This window comes from Bradyrhizobium sp. SZCCHNR2028, from assembly GCF_032380995.1.
GTDB lineage: Bacteria > Pseudomonadota > Alphaproteobacteria > Rhizobiales > Xanthobacteraceae > Bradyrhizobium.
Genome location: NZ_JAUHJF010000006.1, coordinates 22,464 through 38,848 on the forward strand (window position 1 = coordinate 22,464; position 16,385 = coordinate 38,848).

Annotated in this window: 12 protein-coding genes and 1 tRNA gene; 5 read left to right on the forward strand and 8 right to left on the reverse strand. The window is 66.3% G+C overall.

Features of this window, described 5'->3' with window-relative positions; all coding sequences use genetic code 11:
- Positions 1-18: 18 nt before the first annotated feature.
- The 3 genes from QX121_RS12135 to QX121_RS12145 all read right to left on the reverse strand — a co-directional run bounded on the left by QX121_RS12135 (position 19) and on the right by QX121_RS12145 (position 4,351).
- Positions 19-912: a TRAP transporter substrate-binding protein gene (locus QX121_RS12135; RefSeq protein ID WP_315735097.1), complete on the reverse strand. Its 894-nt coding sequence runs from the start codon at positions 910-912 to the stop codon at positions 19-21.
- Positions 913-1,243: 331 nt separating this feature from the next.
- Positions 1,244-1,888: an NAD(P)H-binding protein gene (locus QX121_RS12140; protein WP_315812036.1), complete on the reverse strand. Its 645-nt coding sequence runs from the start codon at positions 1,886-1,888 to the stop codon at positions 1,244-1,246.
- A gap of 150 nt (positions 1,889-2,038) precedes the next feature.
- Positions 2,039-4,351 (reverse strand): Tex family protein, encoded by a 2,313-nt coding sequence (locus tag QX121_RS12145; RefSeq protein WP_315812037.1) that lies wholly within the window; start codon positions 4,349-4,351, stop codon positions 2,039-2,041.
- Between the two features lie 196 nt (positions 4,352-4,547).
- Between QX121_RS12145 and QX121_RS12150 the strand changes: the two genes are divergently transcribed.
- On the forward strand, positions 4,548-6,608 hold the full coding sequence (locus QX121_RS12150) for an ATP-dependent helicase (RefSeq protein ID WP_315812038.1): 2,061 nt from the start codon (positions 4,548-4,550) through the stop codon (positions 6,606-6,608).
- A 126-nt stretch (positions 6,609-6,734) separates the two neighbouring features.
- Here the strand turns inward: QX121_RS12150 and QX121_RS12155 are convergent, their stop codons facing one another.
- Positions 6,735-7,697 carry a fatty acid desaturase gene (locus QX121_RS12155; RefSeq protein WP_315812039.1) on the reverse strand — a complete coding sequence of 321 codons (963 nt, stop codon included), beginning with the start codon at positions 7,695-7,697 and terminating at the stop codon, positions 6,735-6,737.
- 14 nt (positions 7,698-7,711) lie between these two features.
- Positions 7,712-8,743, reverse strand: a complete 1,032-nt coding sequence (locus QX121_RS12160) for an alpha/beta fold hydrolase (RefSeq protein ID WP_315812040.1) — start codon at positions 8,741-8,743, stop codon at positions 7,712-7,714.
- A gap of 883 nt (positions 8,744-9,626) precedes the next feature.
- Here QX121_RS12160 and QX121_RS12165 point away from each other — a divergent pair.
- Both QX121_RS12165 and QX121_RS12170 read left to right on the forward strand, forming a co-directional pair.
- The gene (locus tag QX121_RS12165) at positions 9,627-10,664 is read left to right on the forward strand and encodes an LLM class flavin-dependent oxidoreductase (protein WP_315812041.1); all 1,038 of its coding nucleotides are present in this window, start codon (positions 9,627-9,629) and stop codon (positions 10,662-10,664) included.
- Between the two features lie 241 nt (positions 10,665-10,905).
- The gene (locus tag QX121_RS12170; protein ID WP_315812042.1) at positions 10,906-11,289 is read left to right on the forward strand and encodes a hypothetical protein; all 384 of its coding nucleotides are present in this window, start codon (positions 10,906-10,908) and stop codon (positions 11,287-11,289) included.
- Between the two features lie 38 nt (positions 11,290-11,327).
- Here the strand turns inward: QX121_RS12170 and QX121_RS12175 are convergent, their stop codons facing one another.
- From QX121_RS12175 to QX121_RS12185, 3 genes are all read right to left on the reverse strand, one after another.
- Positions 11,328-13,433, reverse strand: coding sequence for a tetratricopeptide repeat protein (locus QX121_RS12175; protein WP_315812043.1), 2,106 nt, complete (start codon positions 13,431-13,433; stop codon positions 11,328-11,330).
- 82 nt (positions 13,434-13,515) lie between these two features.
- A complete protein-coding gene (locus tag QX121_RS12180; protein ID WP_315812044.1) occupies positions 13,516-14,208 on the reverse strand; it encodes a flavin reductase family protein in 693 nt (230 codons plus the stop codon).
- A 187-nt stretch (positions 14,209-14,395) separates the two neighbouring features.
- A tRNA-Arg gene (locus QX121_RS12185) sits at positions 14,396-14,472 on the reverse strand.
- Between the two features lie 356 nt (positions 14,473-14,828).
- On the opposite strand from QX121_RS12185, the gene QX121_RS12190 reads away from it, so the two are divergent.
- Positions 14,829-15,752 (forward strand): fused MFS/spermidine synthase, encoded by a 924-nt coding sequence (locus QX121_RS12190; protein ID WP_315756937.1) that lies wholly within the window; start codon positions 14,829-14,831, stop codon positions 15,750-15,752.
- The gene (locus QX121_RS12195) at positions 15,749-16,366 is read left to right on the forward strand and encodes a fused MFS/spermidine synthase (RefSeq protein WP_315735121.1); all 618 of its coding nucleotides are present in this window, start codon (positions 15,749-15,751) and stop codon (positions 16,364-16,366) included. Before QX121_RS12190 ends, QX121_RS12195 begins: the two co-directional genes overlap by 4 nt.
- Positions 16,367-16,385: the final 19 nt, after the last annotated feature.

Below are 16,385 nucleotides of genomic sequence, written 5' to 3' on the forward strand. Positions count from 1 at the left end.
TCGATTTGCCCGGCTGTTTCACGGAGTGGACCTGATAGTGGCGAGCAGCTCCTTGCCGAAGCGCTTCTCGAAATCGGGATCGAGCGGCCTGACCGCATCGACGAAGGTCTTGCGATCGAACGTCTCGATCACCTCCATGCCGCCCTTGCGCAGCTCGTCGAGCTTCTGCGCATCGAGCTGGGCCTGCCAAGTGAGCTCCGCAGCCGCCTTGGCGGCGGCAACCAGCGCGTCACGGTCCGCCGCATCGAGATGATCGAACATCGCGCGGTTGGCGACGAAGGCGATCGGCGCGAAGAAATGGCCGGTGAGCGTCAGATATTTCTGCACCTCGTCGAAGCGATTGGCCGCGATGGTGGCGACCGGATTTTCCTGACCGTCCAGACGACCGTCCTTGAGCGCTGCATAGACCAGCGGAAAATCCATCGGCATCACGTCGGCACCGAGCGCCTTGAATGTCATCTGGTAGACGGGATTGGGGATCACGCGGATCTTGAGGCCCTTGACGTCATCGACGGTACGGACCGGACGCTTCGAGTTGGTGAGATTGCGAAAGCCCTGCTTGCCCAGCGCCAGCAGCACCAGTCCCTTGTCGGCGAACTTGGCGCCGATCGCGGCAGCGACCGGCCCTTGCGCAACCGCCTTGGCATGCGCGGTGTCACGGAACAGGAACGGGATGTCGAAGACGCCAAGCTCGGGGACGACCGCGCTGGCGATGCCGCCGGACACCACGGCCACGTCCACCGCGCCGCTCCGGGTCGCAGCCAGCACCGCCGCCTCGCTGCCGAATGCGTTGCCCGCACGCTCATCAATGATGAGCCGCTTGCCGGCCAGCGCCTGCAGCTTCACGCGAAATTCGTCCGACCCGATCTGCTGCGGGTTCTGAATCTGCGAGTTGAAGACCAGCGACACCATTCGCGGAGACGCCGTTGCCGCTTGGGTTCCGAGCAGGGTTCCCACCAATGCCAAGAAACAAACTTCAAGCAGCTGTCTGCGCATGAAACACCGGGTTCGTTTTTCCTCGATGCACAACTACCAGCGAGATATGGTTAAGATGTTAAGACGCGATTCCCGTCTTGCCCGCTTCAGCCATTCACTCCCTGATAGTCACATGCGATACGGCCGTAAAACTACGGAGACCGCCGAGTTCACCTGTCGATCCAAAGCCTGAGGCGCGGCGCGATACTTGATTTCGATTTATCGAAAATGGTGAGACCAAGCCGCTACGCAAGAGCGGCAGGCTCGATCATCGGCGCATGGCCCCTGACAGCATCACTCGCGTGCCGGCAACCGTAGGAACAGCCATCAGCAGTGCATTGGCGACGTCCGCCGCCGCGATGGGCTTGTAGTTCGCCGGAATCAGGAAGCCGATGATGCTGTTCAGCCTGTTGCCCCATTCCTCGCCCGGCCGGCTCGGCTGTCCCAGCTCCGCCCGCGGGCCGACCAGCAGCGAAGGCCGCGCGATCACCAAGCCCTCGAAGGGCAGCGCGGTCAGATCGTCCTCGAGCTCGCCTTTCACCCGGCTATAGAAGACGGGCGAGCTGCTGTCGGCGCCCATTGCGCTGACCAGACCAACGCGTCTCGTGCCGCTCGCGAGCGCGGCCTTGGCGACGGCGAGGTTCGCGTCGTGATCGATGGCGCGGAAGGCGGCCTGGCTCCCGGCCACCTTGATCGCGGTCCCGAGTGCCAGATAGAGCTCGTCGGCCGGCGGCAGGGACGGCAGCGCGGTGAAATCCACGACATGCGCCGTCAGCTTGGGCGAATGGTCAGGCGGCGCGCGGCGGCCGACGACATGCACGCGATCCACGGTCGGGTCGGCAAGCAGGCCGCGAAGAAGCTCCCGTCCCACCAGCCCGGTCGCGCCGGCAATGATCACGGTCCGGTTCATCATGCTCGGTCTCCACTCGCGGCCCGCCGAGCAAGGTAAGCATCACCGCACAGATAGGGAAGACGGCAACGACACGCCGCCGAAGGCCATGACGCCGCAGACATGACGCCGCAGAGGGGACATGCCCTCCGCGGCGCCTCATCGCCATCCGCCTCAGGCGCCCTTGCGCCGCTCCGCCGCCTTGGCCATCGCCGCCGCAAGCGCGCCGCCGCCCGACGACTTCTCCTCACGCGTGGTCATGCGGGCCGCCGGCGGCCGTGCGCTGGTCCGCTTCTCGCCCTTCGCCGGCAGCGGATCGGACAGCCGAAGCGTCAGCGAGATGCGGTTGCGCGGCACGTCGACGTCGAGCACCTTCACCTTCACGACCTGCCCCGGCTTCACCACCTCGCGCGGATCATTGATGCGCTTCTCGGACATCGCCGAGATGTGGATCAGGCCGTCCTGGTGCACGCCGATATCGGCGAAGGCGCCGAACGCCGCGACGTTGGTGATAGTCGCCTCCAGGATCATGCCGGGCTTGAGATGGGTGATCTTCTCGACGCCCTCCTGGAAGGTGGCCGTCTTGAACTCCGGACGCGGATCGCGGCCGGGCTTCTCCAGCTCCTTGATGATGTCGGTGACCGTCGGCACGCCGAAGCGCTCGTCGGCGAACTTCGTCGGGCTCAACGCCTTCAGCACCTTGGTCTCACCAATCAGCGCCTTGATGTCGCTCTTGGTCGCCTCGAGGATCTTCTTCACGATCGGATAGGATTCCGGATGCACGCCGGAGGCGTCGAGCGGATTGTCGCCGTCGCGGATGCGCAGGAAGCCGGCGCATTGCTCGAACGCCTTCGGTCCGAGCCGCGGCACTTCCTTCAGCTTGTCGCGGCTCGGGAACGGGCCGTTGCTGTCACGGTGCGCGACGATGTTCTGTGCGAGGCTCTCCCCGATGCCCGACACGCGTGCGAGCAGCGGCGCCGAGGCGGTGTTGAGGTCGACGCCGACGGCGTTCACGCAGTCCTCGACGGTGGCATCGAGCGCACGCGCGAGCTCGTATTGATTGAGGTCGTGCTGATACTGGCCGACGCCGATCGAGGCCGGCGGTACCTTGACGAGCTCGCCGAGCGGATCCTGCAGGCGGCGCGCGATCGAAACGGCGCCGCGGATCGACACGTCGAGATTGGGGAATTCCTTCGCGGCGAACTCCGAGGCCGAATAGACCGACGCGCCGGCTTCCGACACGATCGCCTTGGTCAGCTTGAGATCCGGCTTCAGCTTCATCAAATCGTTGACCAGCTTCTCCGTTTCACGCGACGCAGTGCCGTTGCCGATTGCGACCAGCTCGATGCGATGCTTGATGCAGAGCTGCGCGAGCGTCAGCATGCTCTCGTTCCACTGCCGCTGCGGCTCGTGCGGATAGATCGTGGCGTGGTCGACGAACTTGCCGGTGCGGTCGATCACCGCGACCTTGACGCCGGTGCGGAAGCCGGGATCGAGGCCGAGCGTGGCGCGGCCGCCGGCGGGAGCAGCGAGCAGCAGATCACGCAGGTTCGCCGCGAACACGCGCACCGCCTCCTTCTCCGCCTCCTGCCACAGCCGCATGCGGATATCGAGCGCCAGCGAGGTCTTGATGCGGGTGCGCCAGGCCCAGCGCACGGAGTCGGACAGGAACTGATCGGCCGGGCGGCCCTGCCGCGAGATGCCGAAGGTCACCGCGATGCGGTTCTCATACAGCGACGGATCCTTCGAATCCTCCGGCTCGCCATCGCCGAAATCGAGCTGCAGCACATCTTCCTTCTCGCCGCGCAGCATCGCCAGGATGCGGTGCGACGGCAGCTTGGTGAACGGCTCGGAGAAGTCGAAGTAATCGGCGAATTTCGCCCCCTCGGTCTTCTTGCCGTGCCGCACCGTCGCCTTCACGGCGCCGCGGGTCCACATCTCCTCACGCAACGAGCCGACGAGATCGGCGTGCTCGGCGAAGCGCTCGACCAGGATCGCGCGTGCGCCTTCCAGCGCCGCCTTGACGTCCTTGACCGGATTGTCGCCGTCCTTCTTGATGAACGCCTTGGCCTCGACTTCCGGAGCCTTCATCGGATCGCCGATCAGCATGTCGGCGAGCGGCTCGAGTCCGGCCTCCTTGGCGATCTGCGCCTTGGTGCGGCGCTTCTCCTTGAACGGCAGATAGATGTCCTCGAGCCGGGCCTTGGTGTCGGCGGTCGCCAGCGCCAGATCGATCTCCGGCGTCATCTTGCCCTGTGCCTTGATGCTCTCGATGATCGCGGTGCGCCGTGCATCCATCTCGCGCAGATATCGCAGCCGTTCCTCCAGCGTGCGCAGCTGCGTGTCGTCCAGCATGCCAGTCGCTTCCTTGCGGTAGCGCGCGATGAACGGCACGGTCGCGCCGCCATCGAGCAGGTCGATCGCGGCCTGGACCTGGGCATCCCTGACGGCGAGCTCAGCGGCGATGATGGAGGCAAAATTCGACACGGTGTTCTTCCGAGATTCGTGACGGGGCTGATTGGATAGGAGTGCACGCGCGCCAGCGCAAGCGGCTGGCGGACGCTCTGTGGGCAACCGTGACAAAAAAGACCGGTTGCGAATCATGTAAAACGCTGCCGCGACCGGGCCATCGCGTTGCACATGAGGCGCAAATCACTGATTCTTGCAGGCTGAGGGACGATTCGTGCAGGCCACGGCTGCGACATATCTCGACGATCTCAATCCGGAGCAGCGCCGCGCCGTCGAGCATGGCGGTGCGCTGGCCACACCGGGCCCGCCGCTGCTGATCATTGCCGGCGCGGGCTCGGGCAAGACCAACACGCTCGCGCATCGCGTGGCGCATCTGCTCGTCAACGGTGCGGACCCGCGTCGAATCCTCTTGATGACGTTCTCGCGCCGCGCCGCCAGCGAGATGAGCCGGCGCGTCGAGCGTATCGCCCGCAAGGTGCTGGGCGGCAAGGCCGAGCCGATCACGGCCGCGCTCACCTGGGCCGGCACGTTTCATGGCCTCGGCGCGCGGATGCTGCGCGACTACGCTGAGCGTGTCGGCCTCGACCCTGTGTTCACGATCCATGATCGCGAGGATTCCGCCGACCTGATGAATCTGGTGCGGCACGAGCGCGGCTTGTCCAACACGCAGCGGCGCTTTCCGACCAAAGGCACCTGCCTTGCGATCTACTCGCGCTGCGTCAACGCCGACATGCCGCTCGACGAGGCACTGGTGCGGCATTTTCCGTGGTGCGCGGAATGGGCCGGCGAGCTGAAGGGCCTGTTCGCGGCCTATGTCGAAGCCAAGCAGGCCAATGCCGTGCTCGACTACGACGACCTGCTGCTGTACTGGGCGCAGATGATGGCGGACGAAACCATCGCGCGCGAGATCGGCGATCGCTTCGACCACGTGCTGGTCGACGAATATCAGGACACCAACCGGCTGCAGTCGCAGATCCTGCTCGGCTTGAAGCCCGACGGCGCGGGACTGACGGTGGTCGGCGACGATGCGCAGTCGATCTACGCCTTCCGCGCCGCCACCGTGCGCAACATCCTCGAATTTCCCGATCAGTTCAGCCCGCGCGCCGACATCATCACGCTCGACCGCAACTACCGTTCGACGCAGCCGATCCTCACCGCCGCCAATGGCGTGATCGGGCTGGCGCGCGAACGCTTCACCAAGAATTTGTGGACCGACCGCACGAGCTCGAGAAAACCGCAGCTCGTGACGATCAGCGACGAGACCGACCAGGCGCGCTACATCGTTGAGCAGGTGCTGGCGAAGCGCGAGGAAGGCATCGTGCTGAAGCAGCAGGCCGTCCTGTTCCGGACGTCGTCGCACAGCGGGCCGTTGGAATTCGAGCTCACGCGCCGCAACATCCCGTTCGTGAAGTTCGGCGGGTTGAAGTTCCTCGATGCCGCCCATGTCAAGGACGTGCTGGCCTGCTTGCGCTTCGTCGCGAATCCGCGCGACCGCATCGCCGGCTTCCGCGTGCTGCATCTGATCCCCGGCATCGGCCCCGCGTCGGCGCAGCGCCTGCTCGATGCCATCAGCGACAGCGCCGATCCGATCGCACGGTTGTGTGAGCAACCCGCGCCGGCGCGCGCCGCCGAGGATTGGACGGCGTTCGTGCGTGCGTTGGAGCAGTTGCGCGTCTCGGAATGGCCCGGGGATATCGAGCGCGTCAGGCACTGGTATCAGCCGCATCTCGAGCGCGTTCATGAAGATGCGGAGGTGCGAACCGCCGACCTGCTGCAGCTCGAGCAGATCGCGAGCGGCTATCCATCGCGCGAGCGTTTCCTCACCGAGCTGACGCTCGACCCGCCCGACGCCACCTCCGATCAGTCCGGCGTGCCTTTGCTCGATGAGGACTATCTGATCCTCTCCACCATCCATTCCGCCAAGGGCATGGAGTGGAATTCCGTGCACATCCTCAACGTCGTCGACGGCTGCATGCCGTCCGATCTCGGCGCCGGCACGAGCGCCGAGCTGGAAGAGGAGCGCCGGCTGCTCTACGTCGCCATGACCCGCGCCAAGGATGACCTGCATCTGCTGGTGCCGCAGCGCTTCTTCGTCCATGGCCAGCCGGTGCGCGGCGATCGTCATGTCTATGCCTCACGCACGCGGTTCATTCCGGAAGCGCTGGTGCCGCTGTTCGAACGCACCAGCTGGCCGCGGGCGCAGCCCGGCGCGGCGTATGCAAGCCAGGGTCCGCGCATCGACCTCGGTGCCCGCATGCGCGAGCGCTGGCGGTGAGCGGATCCTTCGCCCTCCCTGCTACGAACTGGGCCCTTGCTGCTTGCGCAGTTTGCGTCGTTTGGCGGGATCTCTCGCCGCGCAAGCGGGGCGAGGTAAGCACCGCGCTCGCCGCAGGATCTAATTTCATGACGTCTCGGCTTTCCTCTCCTTCCACTGCGCCCGAAACCACGCCCAGGTCTGCCGCGTCACCGCAATGTAGCCCTCGCCGCGATACTTGATCTCGCCGTCGACGATCGCATGCAGCTTCGGCAGCGCGTGGAACGGCACCGCGGGATAGGCGTGGTGCTCGACGTGATAGGGCATGTTCCAGGCGAGCCAGTGCACGGCGCGTGTGGTGAAGGTGGTGCGGGTGTTCTGGAAGGCGCTCCTGGTATGGTCGCAGCCGGTGTGTTCGGCGTAGAGATAGGGTCGCAACACCAATTGCCCCAGCAGCAGCGGCAGCACCCAGACCCACAGCAACAGCGCGCTGTGCAGCGCGAGCGAGCCGAGCAGCAGCAGCGCGTAGCCGGCGGCATAGGCGCGCGCCTCGCGTACGATGGTGGCGCGGCGGCCGGCAGGCACCCATGGCACCGTCACCTCGCCGGTGATCGCATGTTGCAGCAGCAGTCGCAGCCGGCCGGCCACCTGGACCAGGCCGGAATAGGCAATCGCGAGTTGCGTCTCCGAGCGCGGCTTGGGGCCGACGATCAGCTCCGGATCGCGCAGGGGATCCTGGGTGTGGCGGTGATGCTCCCAATGGAACAGGCAGTAATATTCATAAGGCAGTCCGATCAGGAAGCCGGAGAGATAGCCGACCGCGAGGTTGAGCCTGCGGCTGTCGAAGGCGGTCTTGTGCGCGGTCTCGTGCACCGCCATGAACAGGAACGCGATGAGCACGCCCTGCACCGGCAGCAAGGGCAGCGTCCACAGCACACCATGCGTCGATGCGATCGCTCCGATCAGCGCACCCACGCCGATGATCGCGCCGTAATGGCTGAGCGTGCGCAGCGCGCCCTGCATGTTGGAGCGCGTGCAGAGCTGCTGCAGCACCGGCGGTGTCAGCAGCTTCGGACGGGGCGCGAATTCGTCGGTGGGCACGTCGGTCATGTCGAACTCGGGTGTCAGCTCTGGAGAAGGGCGGAGACGTTGGCGTTGATGAAATCGCGGTCCGCCGGGATGCGGATCGGATTGCCCGCGCGGTGGCCGTGGATCGAGGGGATCGGCCGCAGCGCCGCGGAGCGGGCGTTCACGAGCTTGGGGAGTTCTCGCTCGTTGTCGCGCCAATCGAAGTAGCGGTCGGTCTGGCCCGGCATCAGCAACATGCGGGCGGTGATCGCGCCGAGCGCCCGATCCAGATCGCCGCCGAACGCGGCGCAGTTGCTGATATCGCCGCCCTGCCAGATCGCGATCTGCGCCAGCAGGTTGTCGGCATCGCGATGCGCGAAGGCCAAGTCCCAGGTGGCGGCGAGATAGTCCTCCTGCGAGCCAAAGCCCTGCTCGCGCCAGACCTCGTCGCGGTAGAACTCGTAGGACATCGCCCAGCCCGCATAGATCCGCCCCATCGCACGCAGGCCGGCCACCGGCTTCTCGGCGAAGCGGCCGTTGCGAAACGCGGGATCGGCCATCAGCGCCGCCTTCACCGCGTCGAGAAACAGGTGATTGTAGGGCGAGCAGCGCGCGCTGCCGCACACCACCGCCGCACGCTCCACCATGTCCGGATGACAGGCGGCCCAGTGATAGGCCTGCATGCCGCCCATCGACCAGCCATAGACCAGCGCGATCCGGCTGATCCCGAACTGCTCCTCAACGAGCCGGCGCTGCACCGCGACCGCGTCGTGATAGCTGATGGCCGGAAACGGCGCGTCGCCGAACAGCTCGCGCGTATTCGAAGGCGACGACGACAGCCCGTTGCCGAACAGGTTGGGAATGATGACGAAGTAGCTGCTCGGATCGAGCGCGCCGCCGGGCGCGATCATCCATTCGATGTCGATATGCTGGGCACCGAACGAGGTCGGATAGAGGATGACGTTGTCCTTGGCCGCATTCAGCGTGCCGTAGGTCTTGTACGCGAGCCGCAGCGACGGGAACGTCACGCCCGACTGCAACACGACGTCGCCCGCCTCGAAGATCTGATAGTCGCCGCCTGCCGTCATGCGCGTGTGTCCGGGTGAGAGGTGCCTTGAGCCTACGTGATGCGTCACCGGCTCACACGCCCATTTTTTGGCATGGCATGACCGCGCAAGAGGCGCGGGCGGCAATCGCATCAGCCGAGGCCATGGGTTCGCATTCTCGCGGCCTCTCAAGCCCGAGCTCTGTCCGGATCGCCTGCCCTCTGAAACGTGAGGGCGCAGGGAAGACCGGGAGCTCGCCGCCCCCATGGCCCGCCTGCGAAAAAAAGTGCAGGCGGCAGGAACCACAGGTTCGGCTGGGACATCCCGGCCTTCCCTGCGCGATGGTCTTAACAGCTGCTTCGCGCTCTCCCTGGGGACCGGCTGTGTTGCCCCCATCGTCGGCGTGATGCGCTTCCGCACCATCATCCGGCTTGACCTCAGCATCGGGAGGCCAGGACCACGCGACTTGACTGTCCGCATCGGATCGTTCGTCGGCGCGACACCGCGCTGCGACCCGCTACGGCCACCGCATCCCCGCCTCGCGTCTCGTGACGACCGCGCGTACGCCCCTCATCGATGAGGCAGGATGGACGCAGTAGAGCACACTTTCGGTAAAAACGAAAGAAAAATATTCGAGCGCCGAAAGTGTCTCATTCCAGACCATTTGAGCCCCGGTCATTCCGGGGCAAGGCCGCCGGCCTTGAACCCGGAATCTCGACATTGCTTTCCTCACTTCGAGATTCCGGGTTCAATCGCCAACACGCAGGCGCTTTGCGCCTGCGCGCCGACGATTGCCCCGGAATGACGGTGGACACGAAGAGCTTGTCGAAACCTTGTGTTTCGCGTCAGCCGCTTGCAATCCGGCTACGCCCCTTCCAGCTGACGAGCAGAGGCCGTATGACGGCCCGACGCAACGGAATGAGACATGAGCACAGCGATCGAATTCGGCCTGGACACGTTCGGCGACGTCACCCGCAACGCGGAGGGCGCGATGGCCGCCCATGCCCAGGTGATCCGCAACGTCGTCGAGGAGGCGGTGCTGGCCGACCAGCTCGGGCTCGATTTCATCGGGCTCGGCGAGCACCATCGCGGCGATTTCGCGATCTCGGCGCCGGAGGTGGCATTGGCGGCGATCGCCGCGCGCACCACGAAGATCAAGCTCGGCTCGGCGGTGACGGTGCTGAGCTCGGATGACCCGATCCGCGTGTTCCAGCGCTTCTCGACGCTCGACGCGGTGTCGAACGGCCGCGCCGAGGTCATCCTCGGCCGCGGCTCGTTCACCGAGTCCTTCCCGCTGTTCGGCTTCGATCTGAAGGACTACGAGGCGCTGTTCGAGGAGAAGCTCGATCTGTTCGTCAGCCTGCTGCCGCAGCAGCCGCTGACCTGGCAGGGCCAGTTGCGCCCGCCGCTGAGGGATCAACTGGTCTATCCGCCCGTCGAACATGGGCGGCTGAAGGCCTGGATCGGCGTCGGCGGCAGTCCCGAGTCCGTGGTGCGCGCCGCGCATTACGAGCTGCCGCTGATGCTCGCGATCATCGGCGGCGACCCGAAACGGTTCGCGCCCTATGTCGAGCTGTACCATCGCGCGCTCAAGCAGTTCGGCCGCGAGACGAAGCCGATCGGCGTGCATTCGCCGGGCTATGTCGCCGACACCGACGAATTGGCGCGCGAGGAGCTGTGGCCGGACTACAAGACCATGCGCGACCGCATCGGCCGCGAGCGCGGCTGGCCGCCGATGGGCCGCGACGAGTTCGTCCAGGAGGCCGATCGCGGCTCGCTCTATGTCGGCTCGCCGGAGACCGTGGCGCAGAAGATCGCCGCGACGATCAAGGCGCTCGGCCTGTCGCGGTTTCAGCTGAAATACTCAGCCGGTCCACTGCCGCACGCCAGGCTGATGCGCAGCATCGAGCTGTATGGGCGGGTGGTGGTGCCGAGGGTGAGGGAGTTGCTGGAGGAGCAGTAGGCTGCCTACGCGGTCCGTCACCATGTCCGCAACCGCGCCTGGCTCTTGCATCACGGGACCTGGATCAAAGGCGCGACCAAAACGGCTCGTTCAGGACAATCCAAGCGAGCCGGTTAATAGAGCCTTCGTGACACGCATCGTAAGCTCGACGTCGCGCGTGCCTGCTCCGATCAAGGGGGCGCAATCCGATCGGCTGCCCGGAGGCGGACGACAAACTTGCAAGCCTGGGGACGAACTGATGTTGCTGAAGATCATCGCGGTGGTTTACGGACTCTGGTTCGTTCAGGCCGCCTTGGAGCCCGGCTTCTACGATACGCCGTCTCACATGGTGAGCTCGACGCTCGCGCTCGGCGGATTGATCGCGCTTTTCGATCACGCCTTCGGGATGGGCTGGCTCTCCGCCAACATCTGGCGGATCGTTGCGCTTGTCTACGTCGCCGACGGCCTGGTCCACGTCGTCCCCAGCGCCAAGGGTCTGATCGAGGCGCAACGTTTCGAGGTGCTGGCGGGCGCTGCGGCGATCAGCTTCGTTTTCCAACTCCCGATGCTCTTCAGCTTGTGGCGATTGTCGTTTCCGTCCACGCGCTCGGATCAGACCGGTCCCGCACGCATGGCCATGCGATAAGCGTCAGGCCCTGTAAGCCTTCGACGTCGCTCACCGCCTCATACCTGCCCGGGCAACAACGGCCCGCGCTCACCTGCCGCCAGCCGCGCAAGCTCCCCGGCCGTCCGCGCCAGCACGCCATCCCACGCCATCGGCTGCCCCTGCCTGAACAGCCGCATGGTCGGATACCACGGGGTGACGGCGCGGTCGCGCAGCCAGCGCCAGTCGAGCGCATAGGGCAAGAGCACCCAGACCGGGCGGCCGAGCGCGCCGGCGAGATGCGCCACCGACGTGTCGACGGAGATGACGAGGTCGAGCGCGGCAACGGCGGCCGCGGTCTCGGCGAAGTCGCTCAGCAGCGGCGCGAGATCAATGACGTCGGTGCCAAGCTCGGCGAGCCCTAGCGCATCGTCCGGCCGCGGCTCCTTCTGCAAGGAATAGAGCTGCACGCCCGGCATCACCAGCCGCGGCAGCACCGCCTGCGCGGTGAGCGAGCGCTGGCGGTCGCCCTTGTGCCTGGGATTGCCGGCCCAGACCACGCCGACTTTCAACGACGGCGCGCGCCCGAGCACGTTGCGCCACGCGGCCACCTTGATCGGATCGGCCGCAAGATAAGGCACCTCGGCCGGGATCGTCTCCAGCGTGGTGCCGAAGATGCGCGGCAGATCCATCAGCGGCGCCTGCAGGTCGAATGGCGGCAGCGGCGCGCCGCGCGGCACCACCGTCACGCCCTCCAGACAGCGCAGCAGCGGCGCGATCGCCGGTTGCACCTGCAGCACGATATTGCCGCCCATCGTCTTGACGCGATCCATATAGCGCACGAATTGCAGCGCATCACCGATGCCGTATTCGGCGAACAGCAGCAACGTGCGTCCCTCAAGCGGCTCACCCTGCCATTCCGGCGCGCCGAAGCGCGGCATGCCCGCGGAGAGATCAGGACAGTCGCGGCCCCAGCGATGCTCGGCAAAGCCGTTCACGAGGTCGCCGCACATCAGCAGGAAATGCGCGTGATTGTAGCGCGCGAGCGCGTTGTCGGGCGCGAGCGAAATCGCGTGATGCGAGGCCGCCAGCGCGGCGTCGATGTCGCCGGCATTACGCAGCGCCACCGCGAGATTGGCGTAGCCCTTGGCATAGGCCGGATCGGCGGCGACGGCGCGGCGATGCGCCGCGACGGCATCATCGATCTCGCCGCGCAGCTCATGGATGATGCCGAGGTTGGTATGCGCCGGGGCGTGATCGGGCTGCAGCGCCAGCGCGTGCTCGCAGGCGGCAATCGCCGCATCGAGCTGGCCTGTCCCGCACAGGCAGGCGGCGAGATTGCTGAGCACGACCACATCGGTGGGATCGAGCGCCGCGGCGCGGCGATAGGCCTCGACGGCCTCGGCCGGGCGGCCGGCCTCGTGCAGCGCGTGCCCCAGCAATCGCGCGGCCTTGGCATCGCCCGGCGCAAGATCGCCGGCGCGGCCGTAATGGATCGCGGCGTCAGCGTAGGCGCGCTGCTTGTAGAGCACGTCGCCGAGGGCGAGGTGGAGGCCAGCATCGGCCGGCTGCGCCGCCAGCGCATGCAGATAAGCGGGCACGGCCTCGTCGTATCTGGCCTGGTCGGCGAGCACATGGGCCAGCGCCCGCCATGTGCCGGGAAAGGACGGATCGCGCTCGAGCAGCGCGCGATAGGCCGCTTCCGCCTCGGCAAGCCGCCCCTGCCGGTTGAAGGCGAGCGCGAGATTCCAGCGCGCGCGCAACAGCGCCGGATCAAGCGCCAGCGCGTGGCGATAGGCGGCTTCGGCCTCGGAAAAGCGGGCGAGCTCCAGCAGCGCGCTGCCGAGCTTGCTGTGGATGGCGGCATCGTGCGGCCTCAACGCTGCGGCGCGCGCAAAGGCGTCGGCAGCGCCGTCGCGCTCACCTTTCACCGCCAGCGCGTCGCCGAGCGTCACATAGGCCGGCGCATGGTTGGGATCGCGTGCGAACACGCACGCCAGCAGCTCCGCGCCGTCTGCCATGCGGCCATCGGCGAAGGCGAGGATCGCGGACAGATGCAGCGCCGGCAGATGATCCGGCACCGCCTGGAGGATGTCGCTGCACAGGGCCTTGGCCGAACCGGCACGCCCGGCATTGTAGTGATCAGCCGCCTCGATCAGCAGCCGCTCGACGGCAACAGCCCCCATGATGTCCTCAACCTCTCGCACTCGGATGCAGAGTTGAACGTGTGGCAGCGCGATTCCAGGCGAGACTCGGGGCCGAGCCGGCTCAGCCTGCCGCCACCTCCATCCGCACGGCCGCCTTGCGGGCGCGCTCGACGTCGGGCGTGCGATAGGCCGCCTCCGGAATGGTGCCCAGTCGCGACTCGTGAAGGCGCGCGCCCAGGCCATAGAACTGCTGGAAGCTCATGATCAGCGGCCGCCATTTGTCCGGGTCGATGCGGTCACGCGTGCCGTCCATCAGGATGGCCTCGTCGACATGGACCCGCTGCACCCGCACCTCGAAGCACTGGATGTGCCCCCTCAGGATCGCGTCGTCGTCGGCGATGCCATGCACCGACTCGATGCGCGCTTCGAGCTGGACCGCGCATTCGGCGACGCGCGGAGCCGCAACGGTCTCCGACGCCGTTGCGGTCAGCCCGGCGGCGGCGAACTTGTCGGACAGGTGGCGATAGCCCTTGCGCTGCTTCATCGCCGGCACCGGGTCCGATCCCGTGGTCTGCGCCAGGCGATCGACGGCGGCGACGAGATCGACCGACGGCAGGTTCAGCACGCACTCGCCGGTGCGGCGCATGTTCTGCGGCGTCTTCGATCCGGCGGCGAGGCCCAGCATGCAGCGCCAGCCGAGCCAGAACGCCGACGACATCGGCGCGAGGTTGAAGCCGCCGTCCTCATTGACCGTGCTGATGAGGACGACCGGCGTCCCAAAATAAAGGATGCCCGGCTCGATGGTCGTGTGCATGGAAAGCTCTCCAGGGTGATGCATCTCGGCGGCGATTGCGCGCCGCACGGACGGGGCTCAGGCCGCCGTCTCACCCGGAGAAGTTCCTCGATGGCAGCGAACCGCTCCACCCGATTCCCGAACGGGCCGGATCACGCGTGCGCCGGGCTTGATCTGGAGAGGTCTGCGCGCGCAAGGCTGCGGCAGTTGGCGATCCCGGCATGACTCGAACATGCGACCTACGGTTTAGGAAACCGCCGCTCTATCCAGCTGAGCTACGGGACCGGAGCCTGCACCGAAGTGCACCTGCTTCGCCGCCTCCATAGCAGACCCGGCCACCGACCGGAAGCCTCTCCGGTCGTCGCCTGAACCGGACGGCCGGCCGTGGCACAACGACGCTCGGGTCCTGTGAGGGGAAGACGGCGGGAACGCGGCCGCGTGATCCCGGTTGAGGCGGGGCGCCTACCGATCACAGGCCCGTAGGGAGGGGTGGTTTGACTATCCGGAAGGCAGCCGATGGTCTAAGAGAACGGCGCCGATCCGGACCCCGGCCTTGGGATCGCCGTATTGGTCGTGCCTGAGCGCGTCACGCGGCCGGGCCAGCCGCCTGCCCATTTCAGCCGAGGGAAACAGACAAGTCGATGCTCATCCGATCGGTCATTTCAGGCGCGCTCGCAGCTCTGCTCTCCGTCGCCGCCGCAAGCGCGCAGGATACCCGCCATCTGCTGGAGTCCAAGGAGTCGCTCTACAACAACATCTATGTCTACGAGCAGGCGCCCTACCGCAGCATGACCTTCGGTCACAACCGGCGCATCTATACCGAGAGCGTCTACAACACCCGCGACGAGCTCGATCTGCCGGTCGACTATACCCGCTTCATGACCGCGAGCGTGATGTATGCCAAGGACGTCCGCTCGATCCTGGAGATCGGCTTCGGCGGCGGCCGCACCGCCTGGTACCTGCACCGCTCCCTGCCCAAGGTGCAGGTGACCTCGGTCGAGCTCGATCCGACCGTGCTGGAGCTCGCCAAGAAATATTTCGGCATCAAGGAGGAGCCGAACTTCCACGTCGCCAACCGCGACGGCCGGCTGTTCGTGCAGGAATCCAAGGAGCGCTACGACATCATCCTGATCGATGCCTATCGCGGCCCGTTCGTGCCGTTCCATCTGCTGACCAAGGAGTTCTACCAGCTCGTCAAGGACCATCTCGCCGAGGGCGGCGTGGTGGCGCAGAACGTCGAGCCGTCGACGATGCTGTTCGACGCCGCGGTCAAGACCATTCACAGCGTGTTCCCGCAGGTCGACTTCTACGAGGCCGGCGGCAACATCGTCATGGTCGGCTATCTCGGCGACGAGCGGAAGCCCGAGGATCTCGCCGCCATCGCGCAGGAGCGCGACAAGGAGTTCGGCTTCCGCTACAAGCTTGCCGAGATGCTGGCGCAGCGCAAGCGCATCGACATCGACGGCGGCCAGGTGATCGATGCGAACGCCAAGGTGCTGACAGACGACTTCGCGCCGGTCGAGGCGCTGAAGAGCATCGAGCGCCACAACAGGAAGCTGCCGTGAGCGCGCCGGTGTCACGCTCGGGCCTGCTGGCGATCTATCTCTGCTCGTTCCTGGTCGGCTGCGTGCTGATGGGCTTCGAGATGCTCGGCAGCCGCTATCTCAACCCGTATTTCGGCAGCGGCATCGGCGCCTGGGCCAGCCTGATCTCGACGGTGCTGTGCGCGCTCGCGATCGGCTATTTCGCCGGCAGCGCCATCGTCGACCGGCAGCCGACGACGCGCACCATCGGCACCATGATCCTGATCGCCGCCGCCTACATGGCGCTCGTGCCGGCGACGGCCGACATCGTCATGGCCGACATCCTCGACACGGTCGGCGACGGTCCGGCGGCCACGCTGATGGCCTCGACCGCGCTGCTGCTGGTGCCGCTGACCCTGCTCGGCACCTTCTCCCCGATCGCCGTCAGCCTGTTGACGCGCTCGGCCGACGAGGCCGGCCGCGTCGCCGGATTGGTCTACGGCGTCTCGACCATCGGCAACGTCGTCGGCACGCTGGTCACGACCTTCGCGCTGATCCCGACGATCGGCTCGCGCGCGATCACCTATTATTTCGCGGTGGCGCTGGCTGTCTGCGCCGGCATCCTGTTCATTCCGTTCGGCAAGAAGACGTCCTGATTTTCATTTTGAAGAGCTT

Excerpts from the sequence above, each read along its gene's own strand:
- QX121_RS12160 (WP_315812040.1), bottom strand. The coding sequence starts at position 8,743 with ATGACGGCAGGCGGCGACTATCAGATCTTCGAGGCGGGCGACGTCGTG.
- QX121_RS12175 (WP_315812043.1), bottom strand. The coding sequence starts at position 13,433 with ATGGGGGCTGTTGCCGTCGAGCGGCTGCTGATCGAGGCGGCTGATCAC.
- QX121_RS12165 (WP_315812041.1), top strand. The coding sequence starts at position 9,627 with ATGAGCACAGCGATCGAATTCGGCCTGGACACGTTCGGCGACGTCACC.
- QX121_RS12135 (WP_315735097.1), bottom strand. The coding sequence starts at position 912 with ATGGTGTCGCTGGTCTTCAACTCGCAGATTCAGAACCCGCAGCAGATC.
- QX121_RS12190 (WP_315756937.1), top strand. The coding sequence starts at position 14,829 with ATGCTCATCCGATCGGTCATTTCAGGCGCGCTCGCAGCTCTGCTCTCC.
- QX121_RS12180 (WP_315812044.1), bottom strand. The coding sequence starts at position 14,208 with ATGCACACGACCATCGAGCCGGGCATCCTTTATTTTGGGACGCCGGTC.
- QX121_RS12155 (WP_315812039.1), bottom strand. The coding sequence starts at position 7,697 with ATGACCGACGTGCCCACCGACGAATTCGCGCCCCGTCCGAAGCTGCTG.
- QX121_RS12140 (WP_315812036.1), bottom strand. The coding sequence starts at position 1,888 with ATGATGAACCGGACCGTGATCATTGCCGGCGCGACCGGGCTGGTGGGA.